This is a genomic window from Streptomyces sp. NPDC006450 (assembly GCF_040612195.1).
Taxonomy (GTDB): Bacteria; Actinomycetota; Actinomycetes; order Streptomycetales; family Streptomycetaceae; genus Streptomyces.
The window spans coordinates 32921-50680 of sequence record NZ_JBEXPT010000004.1 but is presented as its reverse complement, the minus strand read 5'-3'; the positions used below and the strand labels follow the sequence as shown (position 1 = coordinate 50680).

General features: G+C 67.6%; 9 protein-coding genes. 5 read left to right on the top strand and 4 right to left on the bottom strand.

Annotated elements, in window-relative coordinates:
- Positions 1–345: 345 nt before the first annotated feature.
- On the top strand, positions 346–2028 hold the full coding sequence (locus ABZY57_RS02955; RefSeq protein ID WP_356507476.1) for an SWIM zinc finger family protein: 1683 nt from the start codon (positions 346–348) through the stop codon (positions 2026–2028).
- A gap of 109 nt (positions 2029–2137) precedes the next feature.
- Here the strand turns inward: ABZY57_RS02955 and ABZY57_RS02950 are convergent, their stop codons facing one another.
- Positions 2138–3178: a beta family protein gene (locus ABZY57_RS02950; RefSeq protein WP_356507474.1), complete on the bottom strand. Its 1041-nt coding sequence runs from the start codon at positions 3176–3178 to the stop codon at positions 2138–2140.
- A 320-nt stretch (positions 3179–3498) separates the two neighbouring features.
- On the opposite strand from ABZY57_RS02950, the gene ABZY57_RS02945 reads away from it, so the two are divergent.
- Complete coding sequence (locus ABZY57_RS02945; protein ID WP_356507472.1) at positions 3499–5391, top strand: DUF2075 domain-containing protein; 1893 nt, start codon at positions 3499–3501, stop codon at positions 5389–5391.
- Positions 5392–5581: 190 nt separating this feature from the next.
- Positions 5582–5710 carry a DUF6408 family protein gene (locus tag ABZY57_RS02940; protein ID WP_234392375.1) on the top strand — a complete coding sequence of 43 codons (129 nt, stop codon included), beginning with the start codon at positions 5582–5584 and terminating at the stop codon, positions 5708–5710.
- A 55-nt stretch (positions 5711–5765) separates the two neighbouring features.
- Here the strand turns inward: ABZY57_RS02940 and ABZY57_RS02935 are convergent, their stop codons facing one another.
- The gene (locus ABZY57_RS02935) at positions 5766–7889 is read right to left on the bottom strand and encodes a DUF2075 domain-containing protein (protein WP_356507606.1); all 2124 of its coding nucleotides are present in this window, start codon (positions 7887–7889) and stop codon (positions 5766–5768) included.
- Positions 7890–8219: 330 nt separating this feature from the next.
- Here ABZY57_RS02935 and pglW point away from each other — a divergent pair, with 330 nt between their 5' ends.
- Both pglW and pglX read left to right on the top strand, forming a co-directional pair.
- The gene (pglW, locus tag ABZY57_RS02930; RefSeq protein WP_356507470.1) at positions 8220–12875 is read left to right on the top strand and encodes a BREX system serine/threonine kinase PglW; all 4656 of its coding nucleotides are present in this window, start codon (positions 8220–8222) and stop codon (positions 12873–12875) included.
- Entirely contained in the window at positions 12872–16501 is a 3630-nt protein-coding gene (pglX, locus tag ABZY57_RS02925) for a BREX-2 system adenine-specific DNA-methyltransferase PglX (RefSeq protein WP_356507468.1), read from the top strand. The genes pglW and pglX overlap by 4 nt, the downstream gene beginning before the upstream one ends.
- A gap of 70 nt (positions 16502–16571) precedes the next feature.
- Here the strand turns inward: pglX and ABZY57_RS02920 are convergent, their stop codons facing one another.
- Both ABZY57_RS02920 and ABZY57_RS02915 read right to left on the bottom strand, forming a co-directional pair.
- Positions 16572–16781, bottom strand: a complete 210-nt coding sequence (locus ABZY57_RS02920) for a DUF397 domain-containing protein (RefSeq protein WP_356507466.1) — start codon at positions 16779–16781, stop codon at positions 16572–16574.
- Positions 16763–17605, bottom strand: a complete 843-nt coding sequence (locus ABZY57_RS02915) for a helix-turn-helix transcriptional regulator (protein WP_356507464.1) — start codon at positions 17603–17605, stop codon at positions 16763–16765. Before ABZY57_RS02915 ends, ABZY57_RS02920 begins: the two co-directional genes overlap by 19 nt.
- Between the last annotated feature and the right edge of the window lie 155 nt (positions 17606–17760).

Below are 17760 nucleotides of genomic sequence, written 5' to 3'. Positions count from 1 at the left end.
TTGGAGCGGGCACGGGCCGCGGACGAGGCGTCCCGGACGGGCCTCCTGACCCACCGAGGGACCGGTGAGCCGGGAAACCCACAGGTCAGGCGCCCTTCGCCACCGGTTCAAGGATCGCCACGCACTCCACCTGGTGGGTCATCGGGAAGGAATACACAGGCCTGGAGGTCAAGAAGCCCGCAGGTCAGACTGCACTCTGCAACTTGGCCGGTGCGTCCGTGCGTCAAACGAGCGTCACGGGCCACTCCGATGTGACGAGCGAGAAAGCCGAGGGCGCCGCAGGCGCTGCGACGAAAGTTCCCCTACCGCGGCCGCGCACGTGCCCGAGCCCGTTCAATGGGAGCCATGAACAACGTGCTGGGGTTCGACGAAGACGAGCTACGTCGACTGGCGGGGTCCCGGTCGTTCGAGCGTGGTCTCGCCTATGTGTCTTCGGTGTCCGCGATGGAAATCGGCCAGAGGTCGATCACCGCGATCGTGGACGGCACCGACGCGTACGAGGTCGAGCTGACGGAACAGGCGAACGGACTCACCGGCCGATGTACTTGCCCATACGGGCAGGAGGGCAACTTCTGCAAGCACTGCGTGGCGGTGGCACTGACGGTCCTGCAACAGGCAGATTCGGTTCCCAGGCACCGGGCCGCCGCTACGTCTCGCGGTAGGCAGCTCACCGCCTGGCTGGAATCCCGCAGCCGGGACGAACTGCTCTCTCTGGTGAAGGAGCACATCGATGGCAACCGTGACCTGCGCCACCGACTGGAACTTCGCGCGGCCACTGCTGGAGACGACTTCGGCGCCGTCCGCGAGCACATCCTTGGTCTGCTCGACACCCGGCCCTTCGCCCGGTACGGCTACGTCGAGTACGCGGATGCCCACGCCTACGGGCTGCAGGCGGCAGAGGCGGTGGTAGCTCTGCGCACCCTGACGGAGACCGGCCGGGCAACGGAAGCAGTGGAGGTGGCACGGGACGCGATCGAGGCCCTCGCCCGGACGTACGGAGGGATCGACGACTCGGACGGGGTCGTTGGCAGCGTGGCGACCGAGCTGGCCGCAGCGCACCTGGAAGCCTGCCGGACAGCTCGCCCCGACCCGGTCCGGACCGCCGACTGGCTGGTGGACCATCTCCTTGGCGACCTGGGCGAAGTCACCGGCGTCCTGCTGCCCGACTACGCGGACGCCTTGGGCGCGGCGGGCCTGGCACAGGCTCACGAACGGGCCGCCGCGGCCCTGCGCGACAACCCGAAGGGCTGGGCGGAGAGGTATCTCATGGAACAGCTGATGCGCGCCGAAGGAAGTGTGGACGCGCTGATCGCGCTCCACGCGGCGGACTTGGCCCCATCGGGCGCCAGGCACCTGCTGATCGCCCAGGATCTGGAGCGGGCCGGCCGCCCGGCCGAGGCCCTGGAGTGGGCCGAACGCGGCCTGCGGGAGGCCGACCCCGAACACGGCCCCGACAGCCGCCTGCCGGACTTCGTGTGCGAGCGCTACACCCGGGCCGGCCGTGGAGCCGACGTGGTCCCCATCCGCCGCACCGCACTGCTTCACCGTCGCACTCTGGCGGCATACCGGGACCTGCGTACGACAGCCCGTGCGGTCGGCTGCTGGAACGAGACCGAGCGGACACGGGCGTTGGAGACTCTTCGCGCGGATGCCCGGCCCCGCAAGAGCCTCGGCCCCACAGGCTCGGCCCTGGTCGACGCCTTGCTCGACGACGGCGACCACGACGCGGCCTGGGAAGCAGCCGCGGCGGGCTACGCCGACAGCAGCCAGTGGCTCACCCTCGCCGACCTCACCCGGGACGACCGCCCCGCCGACGCCCTGGACGTCTACCTCCGCCTGATCGGCCCGCTCCTCACCCGGACCGGCGACACCACGTACGAGCACCTGACGGAACTACTCCTCAGCGCCCGCGCCTGCCACCGAGCCCTCGGCACGGAGGACGCATTCACCACCTACATGACCACTCTGCGCACCGTCCAAAAACGCAAGCGAAAGCTCACGATACGGCTGGACCAGCACGGCTTGTAGCTCCCCTGTCGCGGGCCGCCTGTTCACGCCTCCCGGCCACGCCCGCGAGGTGATCCGCAACGAGCAGCTCGATGATGCCCTCCACGCTGGGAGCAAGGATTCCTGCAAGTCACACGTACCGCGCTGCGTAGGTCATGTGCTGCACGTTGCCCACGCACAGCCACGTGCCGAAGTTGCCCGTTCCCTGTGCGCCGAGACCGAGCGCGCAGTCACGCAGCCAGGTTTCGCCACTGCTGGCAGTCGGCCCGCGGAAGCCCGGATACACCAAGAACTCGTGGGCAGTTGCACGGTTGTGTACGGTCCGGCCATCGCCCGACGCGAGCACCCTCCCGAGGACGAAGGCTTCGTCGAGCGTGTAGCGCAGAAAGCCCCAGGACGGTCCACCCCCGGCCGAGCGAGGGAGCCGGCTGATGGCTTCGGCGGGCTGTACTCCGTAGTCGCCGTAGCTGAGCAGCTCACGGTACGCGCGGCCGCCGGCAGCTATCTCGTGCCACGTGTTCCGATCCGTTCGCGGAACTTCACACAATCCGTGCTCCAGCATGTCGGCCGTGACGTTGGGGAAGCCGCCGCTGAGCACCGCGGCGGTTCGCCAGGGCGCCAGCGGGATGAGGGAGTCCAGCGCGCGCAGTGCTTCCTTGCCGGCGTCGGGCCTGTCTGCCCGTACGGCGCCCAGGTCCAGGAGGAGATCCACCCGGACTACCGGATCGGCCCGTTCGAGCAGATGGCGTACATCGTCGCTGGTACGGCCGTCCCATTCCCCCGGAACCCGGACGCGTACACCCAGCCCGTCACCGGCCGTCCGGGCCGTCGCGAGTGCCATGGCCTGCTGTTCCTCGGGCCTTTCAGGCCCGGTCACCGGGCGCAGCAGCCCGAACGCGCTCGCTTCCGACATCAGCTCGGCGAGTACGGGTATTTCCTCCTCACCTGCGAAAGGGGCGTCCAGCCAGGCGGGGCGGTACCTCTGGGCCCTGGACACAGCGGACAGGTCCTGGCGTACCTTCGCAGCCAGCTCGGTCGGTGAGAGCCCGGGGTGTGGCGGCAGATTCCAGACGGGCGTTAACCCGTTCTGGACGTCCGGCCGGAGCCGAGCATAGGCACTGACCGCATGCGGCCGGGTTGGCAGAACGGGAACGTACAGCGGTCCGGCCATGGCGGTTCCCCCTTCGACGCTTCTCACGCCCTACGCCTCTGTCATCAGGGTGAGCAGTCATGGCACGCCGGGAAAGAGCGCGGTTTCGGCCATCGGCCAAGCCGCTGCAGAAGCGCCCGATTCTGTTTGCTCGCCCTTCACGCAGCGCCATGAACAGCACTGCCGTCCCAGGGCTCCCAAGGCCCAGACCTTGATTCCTCGTCCGGCTGCATGATCCACGCACTGTCATAAGATGACGGAGACAATCTCAGCGGCCCGCCGGGCTTCCGCTCCACCTCCGTGGAACAGAAGGACATGCCCCCACCCGCACGAGCTACTCCATGCTGCCTGGGGGCGATTTCTTGCTGTTCCGTGAATCCGCCGCGTCCTTGGCCAACCGCACTGCCCTTGAGGGACGGCTGGCGGAGCTTCTCAGCGAGAACTTCCTTCACCGGCACGGCTACAAGCCACACGCTGCCGAGGTTCGCTCCTGGGAGCGGAGCATTCCCGCGCTCACACACGCTCTGGTCGAAGCGGGTCTCGGTGAGGTCGAGATGCTGCTGGAGTACGGGCTGCCGCTGACGAGCAAGCGCGCGGACGTGATACTGGCCGGGGTGCATCCGGTCTCCGGCGAGCCGTCGTACATCGTCGTGGAACTCAAGCAGTGGACCGAGGCCCAGCCCGTGGACGACGATCCGCTGCGGTGCAGCGTGCCCTCCTACGGCGAGCCCGTGCTGAACCCTATCGAGCAGGTACGGGGCTACTGCGACTACCTGGTTTCGTTCAACGGGGCTCTCGAGCAGAACCCCGAATCCGTCTCCGGAGTGGCGTTCCTGCACAATGCAGCCGAGGTCAGGGTCGCCGGGTTGCGCGAGGTCGAAGAGGACCACCGCGGCCGCATGTTCACCGCCGATCAGCGCGGTGCGTTCCTCGACTACCTGCACTTGAGGCTGGCCGCGAAACCCGGTGCTGCCGCCGCCGACGACCTCCTGCAAGCCAGGGTCCGGCCGTCCAAGCAGCTGATGGCCGTGGCTGCGGACGAGGTCCGCGACCGGGAACAGTTCGTACTGCTCGACGAGCAGCGGCTCGCCTACGAGACGGTGATGGCAGCCGTCCGCAAAGCGCAACGCGGCAACCACAAGCAGGTCGTCGTCGTGACCGGCGGGCCCGGATCCGGCAAGAGCGTGATCGCCCTGTCCGTGCTCGGCGACCTGTACCGGCGCGGTGTGCCAGCTCTTCACGCCACCGGATCGCAGTCGTTCACGAAAACCATGCGCAAGGTCGCGGGCGCCCGCAAGCCCGAGGTCCAGCGCTTGTTCCGCTACTTCAACAGCTTCATGGAGGCCGAGCCCAACGATATCGAGGTACTCGTCTGCGACGAGGCGCACCGGCTCCGCAAGACCTCTGCCAACCGCTACACCAAGGCCTCGCTGCGCTCCGGGCGCCCACAGGTAACGGAGCTGATCGACGCGGCTCGTGTCCCGGTGTTCCTCCTCGACCAGCACCAGGTGGTGCGTCCCGGCGAGATGGGTACCGTCGAGCAGATCAGGCAGGCCGCGGCCGAGCAGAAGGTGGACTTCACGCTGGTGGAGCTGGACAGCCAGTTCCGGTGCGGAGGCAGCGACGCCTATCTGCGTTGGGTGACCGGTCTCCTGGGCCTGGAGGGCGAGGGGCCGATCGAGTGGGAGCCGGATGGCAAGGTACAGCTGCTGACGGTGGACAGCCCTCAGGAGTTGGATGCCTTCCTGGACGGCAAGCGCGCGCACGGGTACGGCGCCCGGCTTTCAGCCGGCTACTGCTGGAGGTGGACCACGAAGATCACTTCGGCGATGACGACGCTGCCTGCTGATGTGGTCATCGGCGACTGGTCGAAGCCGTGGAACCTGTACGGGGACCGATCCGTTCTGGGGGCACCGCCGGCTCCACTCTGGGCCACCGATCCGGCCGGCGTCGGCCAGGTCGGCTGTGTGTACACGGCTCAGGGCTTCGAGTACGACTGGTCGGGCGTGATCATGGGCCCGGACCTGGTCTGGCGGACCGACCGGTGGGTGGTCGATCGCGCCGCCTCGAAGGACCCCTCCTTCACGAAGGCCACGCCGGACGAGGACGTCGACCGACTCATCCGCAACACGTACAAGGTGCTCCTGACCCGGGGCATGATCGGAACGGTCGTCTACTCGACGGACCCCGAAACCCGTCAGAAGCTCCGCTCGCTCATCTCCGCGGCACATTGATCCCGAACGGGTTAGCATCAGTGCGCTGCGCACCTTCCCGGAGGGTACGAGGCGGTGGTTCGTGCGCTGACCCCAACAGGCGGCGAGTGGCGAATGGTTGTGCCCGTCATGTGGCGACACACGACGTGAGCGTGGATACCCGGTAGGGCGTCCCCCCTTCCATTCCGCATCTCACTGCTCTGGAGTGGCCATGACCTCGGTCGAGTACAAGTCTGCGCGTCGTGAGCGGATCCGCGAGATCCTGATCGACATCGCTGCGGGAGTCGTTTCCAACCTTCTGGTGGCGACTCTGGCCGCGATTGCGAGCCTGCTCTTCTGATGCAGGCGGGTGGCGGGCCCGGCGAGCCCGCTGCCCAGTTCCTCGACGTTCGATGTCAGAACAGCCTCAGATCCGGACCCTTCACTTCACTCGCCTTCCGCTTCCGCTTGCCTCGACTGCCCGCTCCTCGGCGCGGCCTCGGAAGATGCGGCTTGCGGGCCTCCGGTGGCAGGTTCGCCCAGGTGGGGCGCAAGTCGTGGATCTCGACCTCGCCGACGAGTTCCTTGAGGTACGCCCGCGTTTCGGCATCGGTGGAGTACAGCACCGTCGCGCGGCTGGCCCTGGTCATGAGCACGTGGTAGGCGTGGCGGATCAGCCGGGCGAATTCGTCGTCGTCGACACTGCCCGGACGCACCTTGGGGTCGAAGGAGCCGGGCAGGCCCACCCGCTTGATCTTCGAGCCCTCCTCCATGCGCTCCTTGCCCCGGCGAAAGACCCACTGGTCCCCACGGCGCACCATGTCCTCGCCCATGATCACTCCACACCAGTCCCACTCGAGACCTTGCGCCGTGTACACGCAGCCGATCTGTCCGAGACCGTTCGCATCGACGGACCAGGTCTTCGCCGGTGGCGCCTGGCCGTCCTCGCAGTAGCTGTCGCTGTCGGCGTTCCACGGTCGGTGCCAGTCGCCGATCCGCACATCGGGCTCCAGCCTTCGTTCCTTGCCGAGCGGCTTCGTCCAGGGCCAGCAGTAGCCCGCGACCATACGTCCGGAGGCGCCGGCCAGTGCTTCGGTACGGATGATCCCTTCGAGCTCCTCGGGAGTGTCGGCAACCTCGATGTGCATCAGTCCGTCCGGCCGCCACTGCTCGACGGGCTCGCCGGAGACGCCGAGCACCGCCCGTACCCAGCGGATGTATTCGTCGCTACCGCCACACCGGAATTGCTCCCGGAGGTTGCTCGGGACGAGGCGGGCGTCGTGCCGCCGGGCCGCGTCCTCGATGAGGGCTACGGTGCCTACCTCGTTCGGCCGGACCGACTGGCCCTCGTCCAGGAAGAAGACGGTGAGCCGCGATGCCGCCAGGAGCTCGTCGACCTGCGGGCCGGTGCCCCAGTCCTCCGGCTTCCAGAACCGGTTCGTGGACCGATCACGAAGACGGTGCGCCTCGTCGCAGATCAACACGTCCAGCGGCGGGTCCGGAGGGGTGACGAAGTTACTGAAGTAGGTGAAGGACTCCCTGAACTCCCGGTCTCCGTAACCGACGTGCTCCTGAAGTGCTCCGTTGAAGGCTCTGCTGCCGCTCGCGTACTTGACCGTCCGTCCCTGCGCCTCCAGCTCCGCCTTGATCTGGAGGCCGATCGCGCTCTTGCCCGTACCAGCTCCACCCGTTACCAGGAAGACCACTCGCCGTTCGTCCGGGACGAGGGCAGGACGTTCGGGATCCGGGAGCACCTTGGCCGCGGCCTCCAGGACTTGATCAGCGACCTCTTTCTGCGTTCCCCGCAGGGTGAATACGGTGTCGTCTCCGCGGGACTCGATCATCGCGTCGAGCAGGGGCGTGTTACGCAGGCCCATCCTCTGCAGCATCGTCTCCGCTTGGGACATGGCACCGTCTTCCGCGAAGTGGCTGCGGAGGTCGGACAGCAACTGGTCCCGTCGGTCACGCGTGTAGACGCGGGCGTAGGCGCCCATCGGCGCATCCACGTCGATCAGGGGGCGCACCGAATCGTCCGTGGCGTTGTGCAGGTAGGCGAATCCGCCGCACGCGACCTCGAGCTTCCCGAAGGGGCCGCGTTCGCTCGTGAACGCCCGGTAGTACTCGCGCAATTGGAGGGCCGGGTGTTTCTTCTCGCCCATTCCCGTCACGTGGACCAGCTCCGCGGTGGCCCTCTCCACCCGGGTCACCATCGACCAGCGCTTCAACTCGACCAACTGCACGGACGGCCCGCTCCGCTCCGGATGCCGGCCCACCAGGACGACGTCGATGAGCCGTGGATCACCGGGCCGGTCACTCTCGTCGATCGTCGCTGCGCATTCGACGATCATCTCCACGTTTCCTCGCCCTGCCGCCACAAGGTCGTTCGCAAGGCTGACCAGGCTCTCCGCCCACGCGGACCGTTCCGACAGTGAGGCGTCGGCCCCCCGGAAGTGCCGCCACCGGGCGGCAAGGTGCGGGACCATACGGCGTCGGGCGTTCAGCGTCAGTAGATCTTGCGCCGACAATTTCAGCAGGAGCATGGACACGAGGTGGTTCCCCCAGGGCACGAGTGACTCGTGCGGGTGGGGGCATGTCCTAGTCGGAAGCCTGTCGGGCCGCATTCGGTTCCGGTGATCTTAAGGAACGGCCCAACGCTCAGGTACACCGCCACGGCCGTCGGCCGAAACCACAGCCATCATGGCCGGATCACACGGGGCCGCACCCCCAGCAGCTCCCTGCCCGGTTCGTCGCAGCTGCCCCGGATGTCACCGCCCACCGTTAGGATCTCCGGAGAGCTTTCTCTACCGCCGGATGGCCGAGCCGGTCAGCTCTCAGCGCGTAGCGACGAAGTGATGAAGCGGGGGCCGCACATGCGGGAAGGCCGGTGGACCACGGTCACCGAGTCCGAGTACGAGCACGAGCACCGGGGCTTGGAGTCCATCCGCGAGAAACTTCCGGACTCCGACCCGTGGCGCGCCTGGTCGAACTTCACCTTCACCGCGAACACCGGACACGTACGAGAGATCGACCTCCTCGTCATCGCCCCCGGCGGCGTCTGCATGATCGAGCTGAAGAACTGGCACGGCTCTCTGACCAGCGAGAACGGCACCTGGGTCCAGACCACGCCCAACGGTCGCCGCGTCTCACACGGCAACCCCCTCCACCTGGTCAACAAGAAGGCCAAGGAGCTGGCGGGGCTGCTCGGCCAGAACGGCAAGCGCGTCTGGGTCGCCGAGGCCGTCTGCTTCACCGCCGACGACCTGCGCGTACGGCTCCCCGCCCACGACGAGAACGGCGTGTACACCGTCACCGAGCTGGTGGCGATGCTGAACGATCCCCCGCGCGACGAACGCCGGCGCATCACCGCCATCGACTCCCGCGAGATCAAGACGGCCCTGGAGCGGGTCGGTGTCCGCCCCAGCGATGCCAAGTACAAGGTCGGACCGTACGAGCTGAAGCGCAAGGCCTTCGACTCCGGCGAGACCTGGGCGGACTACCTGGCCGAGCACACCGAGCTCCCGGAGGTCGCCCGCGTCCGCATCTACCTGCGCGAGCGCGGCTCGGACAGCTCCATCCGGCAGTCCGTGGAGAGTGCCGCCCGCCGCGAGGCAGCAGTCCTGCGCCGCTTCCGGCACCCCGGCGTCGTCCAGCTCAAGCAGTACGACCCGTCAGGGCATTCCTGGGGCCCGGCCCTGATCTTCGACTACCACCCGCAGACCCTGCGCCTGGACGAGTACCTCCTCCAGTACGGGGAGAAGCTCGACATCCTCGGCCGCATGGCCCTGGTCCGCCAGCTCGCCGAGACGATGCGTTCCGCACACTCCAGCCGTATCCACCACCGGGCCCTCGCCGCCCGCTCCGTGCACGTCCTGCCGCGCAACCGCGGTCGCGACGGGCAGAGCATTGGCGAGGACGCCGCCTGGCTCTCCCCGCACCTGCAGATCTCCGACTGGCAGATCGCCACGCAGCGCAGCGGCACGGGCAGCTCCGGGCAGGGCATGACCCGCTTCGCCCCGACCGCGCTGTCGGCGATGCACCTGCCGGAGGGCTCCGACCCCTACCTCGCCCCGGAGCTGACCGCCCTCAACGCCGACCCGGTCTACCTTGACGTCTACGGCCTCGGCGTCCTCACCTACCTCCTAGTCACCGGCAAGGCCCCGGCCGCCAGCCAGGCAGAACTCCTGACCCGCCTCGAAGCGGGCGAGGGCCTGCGCCCCAGTTCCCTGGTGGACGGCCTCTCCGAGGACATCGACGACCTGGTGCAGGCGGCCACCGCCTACCGGCCAGGCCAGCGACTCTCCACCGTCGACGAGTTCCTGGAGATGCTGGAGCTCGTAGAGGACTCCCTCACGGCACCCGCCTCGCCCCCACCCCCGGAAGCCCCCGAGAAGGACCCGCTCGAAGCCGTCGCCGGCGACGTACTCGGCGGACGCTGGCAGGTCCGGCGCCGTCTGGGCACCGGCTCGACCAGCCGCGCCTTCCTCGTACGCGACCTGGAGGCCGAGGCTCGCAAGACCCGCCCCCTGGCCGTCCTCAAGGTGGCGCTCTCCGACAGCCGGGGCGAGATCCTCGCCCACGAGGCGGAGATCATGGGGCGTCTGCGCGCCGACTCCCGTGTCATCCGGCTCGTGGAACCTGAACCCCTGAAGATCGCCGACCGCACCCTCCTCGCCCTGGAGTACGTGGGCGACGAGCGGGAGGAGTCCGGCGAGAACGAGGAGTCCGCGGCTCCCCGTACCCGCCGCCGCGAGGAGACGGTCGCCCGCCAGCTCCGGGAGAGCGGGCGACTCCAGATCGACCAGCTGGAGGCGTATGGCGACTACCTCTTCGGCGCCGTCGACTTCCTGGAGGGCGAGAGCGTCTGGCACCGCGACATCAAGCCGGACAACATTGCCATCCGCATCCGCCCGAACCGCACCCGCGAGCTCGTCCTCATCGACTTCTCCCTGGCCGGATACCCGGCGAAGGACTACGAAGCCGGTACGGAGGGCTATCTCGACCCGTTCATCGGAACGCTGACCCGCACCGCCTACGACTCCCACGCCGAGCGATATGCCGTCGCGGTCACCCTGCACCAGATGGCCTCGGGCGAGCTCCCCAAGTGGGGTGACGGCTCGGTGCTGCCACGGATGACGGACCCGAAGCAGCACCCGTACCCGACCATCGCGAAGGACGCCCTTGAGCCGGGCGTGCGCGACGGTCTGGTCGCCTTCTTCGAGAAGGCCCTGCACCGGGACGCCTCCCAGCGCTACCCCGAGCTGAAGCCGATGCGGGACGCCTGGAAGAAGGTCTTCCTGGACGCCTCGCAGATCGTCCCGTCAAGTCACCGTTCCCGCCACCTGGAGCCGGCAGAGGACGCTTCCGCCGCTGCCGGCACCTCCGGCGGCCAGGCCTCCATCGCGGACGCCGAACCGCGGACCGCGGAGCAGCAGCGCGAGCAGCTGGCGGCGGAGGTCACGCGGGACACCCACCTGTCGGCCGCCGGTCTCACCCCGGCCGCGGAGGCGTTCCTGTACGGACTCGAGGTCACCACGGTCGGTGAACTCCTGGACTACAGCCGCCGCAAGCTCCTCAACGCGCCCGGCCTGGGTGCGAAGACCCGCAGCGAGGTGCAGCGCCGCCAGCGGGAGTGGGGCGAGCGCCTGCGCGAAACTCCGGTGTCGCCGCTCACCCCGCGGGGCCGGGCGGAGGCCAAGGAGGAACTGGCCCAGCTGTCCGCCACGGAGTCGGCACTACTCGGCCCGCTGGCCACCGGGGCCGGTGCCGGCGGCCTGACCAGCTCCGCGCTGCGGGCCGTAAGCCTGGACACCCTGGCCACGATCTTCGTCCCGGAGCTCAACAACAACCGCTCGAACCACAACAAGGTCGAGACCGTCCGGCTCCTCCTGCGCCTGCCCAACGCACACGGCGACCTCCCGGACATCGGGGTCTGGCCGAAGCAGAAGGACGTGGCGGACGCCCTCGGCCTGTCGGCCGGACGCATCCCGCAGCTCCTCAAGGAGGAGCGCAAGCGCTGGAAGAAGCACCCGGCGGTACAGGCCCTGCGCGCCGAGATTATGGACCTCCTCTCCGACCTGGGCCGGGTCGCCTCGGCCGTCGAGATCGCCGACGCGCTCGCCGTACGCCGTGGTACTCAGCTGGCAGAGCGCGAGCAGCGCCGAGCCCTCGCCTTGGCGGCCGTACGGGCAGTGGTGGAGGTGGAGCAACTGGACCCGGAGGAAGCCGAGTTCCAGCAGCAGCCCAACCGCAAGGCCACGGAGGAGGCGCTGGGTGCGGGCCTGCTGGCCCTGGACGTCCGCGAGGACGACGCCCCGGACACCCCGACGGCCCCCGGCCTGCTCGACTACGCCACTCGCCTGGGCAAGACGGCCGACCGGCTGGCCCGCTTGGAAACCCTCCCCACAGCTACCACGGTCCTGAGCGAGCTGGGCGCCCTCACCACTCCCCCGGGGTCGGTGGAATGGGACGAGCGCCGCCTGGTGGAACTGGCGGCGGCCGCCTCCCTCAACGCGGCGGCCACGCCCCGCCTGGAGATCTACCCGCGCGACCTCTCCCTCGTCCGGGCGCTGCGCCTCACCCAGGCCGGCCTGGTCCGCCTCATTCCGAACGTCCCGGAGGCCCGCCAGCCCGGCGTCACCGGCGAAGACGTCCACGAGCGCGTCCGGGCCCGCTTCCCGGAACTGGTCCTGCCCGACGCCCGCGGCGGCTTCACCCACGACCTCCCGACGGCCGGCCCCCTGACGAAGGCCCTCCGTGACGCAGGGTTCGACCTCACCCTGTCCACGCGCGAGGACACGAAGACCCTGCGCTACCTCCCGACCCGGATGGACAGCGCCTCCAGCTACCTGACCACGGGCGCCTGGCGCCAGGCCACGGACCCGGGTGCGGTCACCCTCTACGCGGACGACCCGGTCCTGGCGGGCGCCGTCCGCGCGAAGGAACGCCTGGCCGCATCCGCCCGCCGCGACGGCTACCGCGTCCTCACCGTCCACCACCACCGCCCGGAGGAAGCGACGCGCGCCCTGGCCGCGTCCCCCATCAGCGCCCAGGCCGTCTCGGTGACGGCCCTGTTCCTAGAGGCGATGCACGTGCTCGCCCCTGAGGGCTCGAAGCCGACGTGGGAAACCCTCCTCAAGGCGGACGTTGCGGAGGCGGGCTCGCGGGGCGCGGTGAAGTTCGCGGAGTACGCCCGCACGGCGTGGGGCATGGTCGAACCGCAGATCCGCAGCCTCCTGGCCCCCGCTGCCGGCACCGGCCCGGTCCTCCTGACAGAGGCCGCGGCCTTCGCCCGCTACGACGCGATGGGCGTACTGGACCGCCTCGCGGAGGCAGCCCGCCAGGGCGGCCGCGGCCTGTGGCTGCTGGTCCCGCAGGGCGACCCGGCACGGGAGCCGAAGCTGAGCCAGGTCGCGGTGGCGTACCAGGCGGGGCTGGGCGAGTGGATCGAACTTCCGGACTCATGGGTCAAGGACCCGAGTACGAGCAAGACGGCAGTAACTGACGGAACCGAGGGAGACACCAAGTGATCGACCGCAAGGCCCTGTTGAACGACCTGAAGCAGCAGGTCAAAGCGGTCGAGACAGACCTCGGCAAGCAGGTCAAGGCCGTGGCGGAGGTAGGCACCCGCCTGCGCGCCGAATACGACCAGGCCCGCAAGCTGGGCCGCACGGCGGCAACGTGGAACTCCTGGCTGGACGAGCGGGTCACGCAGGTCGCGGTGGCCTGGGTCCTGGGCACGGTCTTCGTCCGCTTCTGCGAGGACAACGAGCTCATCTCGGAGCCGTACCTGACGGCCCCGGACCCGGACCGCCGCGACCTGGCGCTGGCCCGGTACGAGGAGTACGTGGCGAAGGATACGGACCCGACCTTCCGCGGCTGGCTGGAGCGCGCATTCGCAGACCTGGGCGCCGGCCAGGCGGGCCGCCTCCTCTTCGACCGCAAGCACAACCCGCTCTTCCAGATCCCGCTGTCGCACGATGGGGCGCGGGACCTGATCGCGTTCTGGCGCGAGCGCGACGAAGCGGGAGTCCTGGTCCACGACTTCACGGACAAGCTGAACGAAGACGGCACGGAGGGCTGGGACACGCGCTTCCTGGGCGACCTGTACCAGGACCTGAGCGAGGCAGCTCGGAAGACGTACGCCCTCCTCCAGACCCCAGAGTTCGTGGAGGAGTTCATCCTCGACCGAACAATGGACCCGGCGGTCCGCGAGTTCGGGTACGAGAACCTGAAGATGATCGACCCGACGTGCGGGTCGGGCCACTTCGTGCTGGGTGCGTTCCGGCGGCTGGTGCGGCTGTGGAGCGAGGGGCAGCCGGGCTTGGACGTTTATGAGCGGGTTCGCGCCGCACTGGACTCGGTGCATGGGGTGGACCTGAACCCGTTCGCGGTGGCCATTGCCCGATTCCGGTTGCTGGTCGCTGCGATGGCTTCGAGTGGCGTCCGGACCATGCCGGAGGCCGCGAAGTACGAATGGCCAGTGCACTTGGCGGTCGGAGACTCGCTCATCAAGCACCGGCACCAGCAGGGAAACCTCTTTGAAGGCTCGGAGGACGAAGGTGCTGACGAACTGGCCGAGTTCAAGTACGTGACAGAGGACGTACACGAGCACCCTGAGATCCTCCGCCAGGGGCGGTACCACGTAGTGGTAGGAAACCCGCCGTACATCACAGTTAAGGACAAGAAGCTAAACGAGCTGTACCGGGACCTGTACAAGGCTTGCGCCGGGAAGTACGCCCTGTCAGTTCCGTTCGCTCAGCGATTCTTCGAACTAGCCAAGCAAGGAGACATCGAGGGGCAGGGGTACGGCACCGTCGGTCAGATTACGGCGAGTTCCTTCATGAAGAGAGAGTTCGGCACAAAGCTACTCGAGACTTATTTCGGCCATGAAGTAGAGCTTACCGAAGTCATCGACACGTCCGGGGCGTACATTCCCGGACACGGAACCCCAACCGTTATTCTGATCGGCAAACCCCGAGGGGGTAACGGCCGGTCTGAAACCGTCCGCACTATGCGCAGTGTGCAGGGTGAGCCATCCACGCCCCCCGATGGGCAATATGGCAGGGTATGGAGTGCAATCGTTGAGCAGATCGAAAAACCGGGGTCAGTAAGCCAGTGGGCCTCGGTTGACGATTTGAACCGAAGCCGCTACTTCGGCAAGCACCCGTGGATCTTGACTAACGGCGGCCTTGAGGTGGTTGAGCAGCTCAACAGCGCCCGGGCGGCAACCCTTGGCTCATTGACCAGCCGCCTTGGAGTCTTCGGCATGACGAATGCCGACGACATTATGTTCGCCACAGAGTCCTCATGGACTCGACGAGGAGCCGAAAAAGATTTTGGCAAAGATCTCGTACTAGGCGACGAACTTCGAGACTGGGAGTACACGGGAAATACGTTTAGTTTTTTCCCGTATAGCCGCGATCTCACACTCCTTGAGCTGCCGAAAAAATCTGGCACCTTCAAATGGCTCTGGCCTGGGCGAACCATACTGGGAACTCGAGCGACATTCTCCAAAGGGACCTACTTCTCGGATGGACGCCAGTGGTACGAATGGCATCAGACAACTCCAAGCCCTGGGGCGCACGGGTGGACGATCACATTTTCATTCGTAGCCACACATAATCATTTCGTCCTGGATCGGGGCGGAAAAACATTCAACCGTTCCGCGCCTGTGATCAAGCTACGAGAGGAGGCGACTGAAGGAGCTCATTTGGGGCTGCTCGGATTGCTCAACAGCTCCACGACTGGTTTCTGGATGAAGCAGGTAAGTCACAACATGGGCAGCACCGTAGATGCGAAGGGAGCACGTCAGAGCACTCTTCCATTTGAGGACTTCTACCAGTACAACAGCACACCACTTCTTCAGTTCCCCCTTCCCTCGACCTACCCCACCGCGCTCGCCACCGCCCTAGATACTCTCGCTCAACAACTCACCCACGCCAGCCCTTCCGCGCTCGTAGCCGAGGCCATCCCTAACTCCCCCGCCCTCCGCGACACCGGTGCCACCTGGCACGCGATCCGTGCACGCATGATCGCGCTCCAAGAGGAACTCGACTGGCAGGTCTACTCGCTCTACGAGCTTCACCCCGAGGACTTGCGCGTCACCGAGGACCCCAACTCGCGAGATATTCCCGCTCTCGCTCTCGGCGAGCGCGCCTTCGAGATCGCTCTTGCGCGACGGGTTGCCGCAGGCGAAGCTAGTGGTGAATGGTTCAAGCGGCACGGATCCACACCCATCACTGATATCCCCTCCCACTGGCCCGCTCCCTACCGCAAAGTCGTGCAGAAGCGCATCGACGCCATCGAGTCCAGCCGCGCCATCGGGATGGTCGAACGGCCTGAGTACAAGCGGCGGTGGGCCACCGAGGGGTGGGATGCGCTTCAGGAGAAGGCACTTCGGTCCTGGCTGCTTGACCGGATCGAGAATCGTGACCACTGGTTCGATGAGAACGGGATGCCCGCCCTTGTCAGCATTTCGCGGCTCACCGATGTTCTCTCGCGCGATGAGGACTTCGTCTCCGTCGCCAAGATCTACGCGCCCCGCAAGGAACTCCCCGCCGTCGTCTCCGAGCTGATGGCTGAGGAGCACGTGCCCTTTCTCTCCGCCCTGCGCTACAAGCCCTCCGGGCTGAAGAAGCGCGAGGACTGGGAGCACGTCTGGGACCTCCAGCGTCAGGAGGACGCCGCCCCGGACGAGCCGGCCAAGCGGAAGATCCGGGACACGATCCCCGTACCGCCGAAGTACACCTCGGCGGACTTCCTGCGGCCCTCCTACTGGAAGGCCCGCGGCAAGCTCGACGTGCCCAAGGAGCGGTTCATTTCGTACGGGCAGACCAACACCCCCACGCCCGAACTCTACGGCTGGGCCGGCTGGGACCACCGGGAGCAGGCGTACGCCCTCGACGCCTACATCGCCTCCCACGAGGCACTGACCTCCGAGGAGCTGACGCCGTTCCTCGCCGGGCTGCTGGAGCTCCAGCCCTGGCTTGAGCAGTGGCACGACGAGTTCGACGCGAACTTCGGCGCCTCGCCGGCCGCCTTCTTCCGGGGCGACCGGCAGATGGTGCAGGGCGAGCACGGGCTGACCGACGACGATCTGCGTGTCTGGCGCCCGGCCGCCGCGACCCGAGGACGCCGTACCACCGAGAGGTAGAGACACCAGTGACACTGACGCTCTCCGAGAACCCGAAGGTTCTCGGAGAGCGTCTGGTTGTGGTCACTCCTCAGCGGGGCAGTTGGTAGGCCTTGACGGCGGTGACGAAGGCCGACCAGCTTCCCGCCAGGAACACGAGTACCGGACCGTGCGGGGCCTTGCTGTCCCGCACGGGGACGACGGCGGCGAAGTCATCTGAGACCTCGACACACTGGCCTCCGTCCTGGTTGCTGTAGCTGCTCTTGCGCCAGGTCACGGCACTCAGGTCGATGGATCGCACGGCACTTCCTCCAACATGCGCAGGATGGATTTCCGCGACGCGGCCGGGGAAAGCGCCAGGTCACGCGTCGCATCGCACGCACGCTGCATGCGCTCTACTGCGGCGTTGTCCTCGATGAGCTCGCCTCCATAGCCGTGCTCGGTGTACGCCACGGTACGTCCGCTGTGCAGCCGGAGGAACATGACGTCCGTGGTCGATAGACCGTGCAACCCGGCTTGCTGTGGGAGTACTTGAAGCGTCAGGTTCGGCCGCCCCGACAGCTCAACCAAGTGCTGCAGTTGCTCCCGCCACTCCTTCGGATCCCGGAGGAGTGTTCTGAGCACCGCATCCGAAAGGATCGTCCGGAACGGTGGTGCACCTTCCGCCTCCAGAAGGTCCCGCCGCCCCATCCGCGCTTCCACTTGTTGCGCCAACTCACCCCCGCTGAGTCCGCCTGATGCCAGCAACTCCGCCGCATAGCCCCGTGTCTGCAGCAACCCCGGCAGCACACTCACCGCGAAGTGCCACAGGCTCACCGCCTCGGCCTCGAGCGTCATATACCGCCGGTACCGCTCCTTGAACTGAGTCTTGTCCCCGCGCGCCAGCTCCCACAGAACGAGCAGCATCCCGGCAGTCCCGTAATGCTGGTCCAGCGCCTGGACTACCTCCGGCCCGCCCAGGGTCTCGCCCTTCTCCATCTTCCCGAAGAGCGACCAGTCCCACCCCAGCCGCTCCCCCAGCTGCCGCTGGCTCGCTCCGCTGCCCGCCCTCAGCTGCCGCAGCTCCTGCGCGAACCGTCGCCGTGGCTCCTGGCTGCGGCCCGTGATCACCCGGCGTGGTGGCATCGCGGCTTCCTCCCTGGTCTCCGTGGAAGGTGTGGAACTACCGCCGCCGGCCGGGGAACCAGACCCCGTCCACGATGTCGCAAGCCTCCCGCGGGGTCCATGCTCGTAGCGCCCGGGCTACGCACCGTAATCCACGCCAGCCCCCCGGCCCGGGA

Bases quoted from the DNA above. Each gene is read 5' to 3' on its own strand.
- ABZY57_RS02955 (WP_356507476.1), top strand. From the start codon at position 346: ATGAACAACGTGCTGGGGTTCGACGAAGACGAGCTACGTCGACTGGCG.
- ABZY57_RS02950 (WP_356507474.1), bottom strand. From the start codon at position 3,178: ATGGCCGGACCGCTGTACGTTCCCGTTCTGCCAACCCGGCCGCATGCG.
- ABZY57_RS02945 (WP_356507472.1), top strand. From the start codon at position 3,499: ATGCTGCCTGGGGGCGATTTCTTGCTGTTCCGTGAATCCGCCGCGTCC.
- ABZY57_RS02940 (WP_234392375.1), top strand. From the start codon at position 5,582: ATGACCTCGGTCGAGTACAAGTCTGCGCGTCGTGAGCGGATCCGCGAG.
- ABZY57_RS02935 (WP_356507606.1), bottom strand. From the start codon at position 7,889: ATGCTCCTGCTGAAATTGTCGGCGCAAGATCTACTGACGCTGAACGCC.
- pglW (WP_356507470.1), top strand. From the start codon at position 8,220: ATGCGGGAAGGCCGGTGGACCACGGTCACCGAGTCCGAGTACGAGCAC.
- ABZY57_RS02915 (WP_356507464.1), bottom strand. From the start codon at position 17,605: ATGCCACCACGCCGGGTGATCACGGGCCGCAGCCAGGAGCCACGGCGA.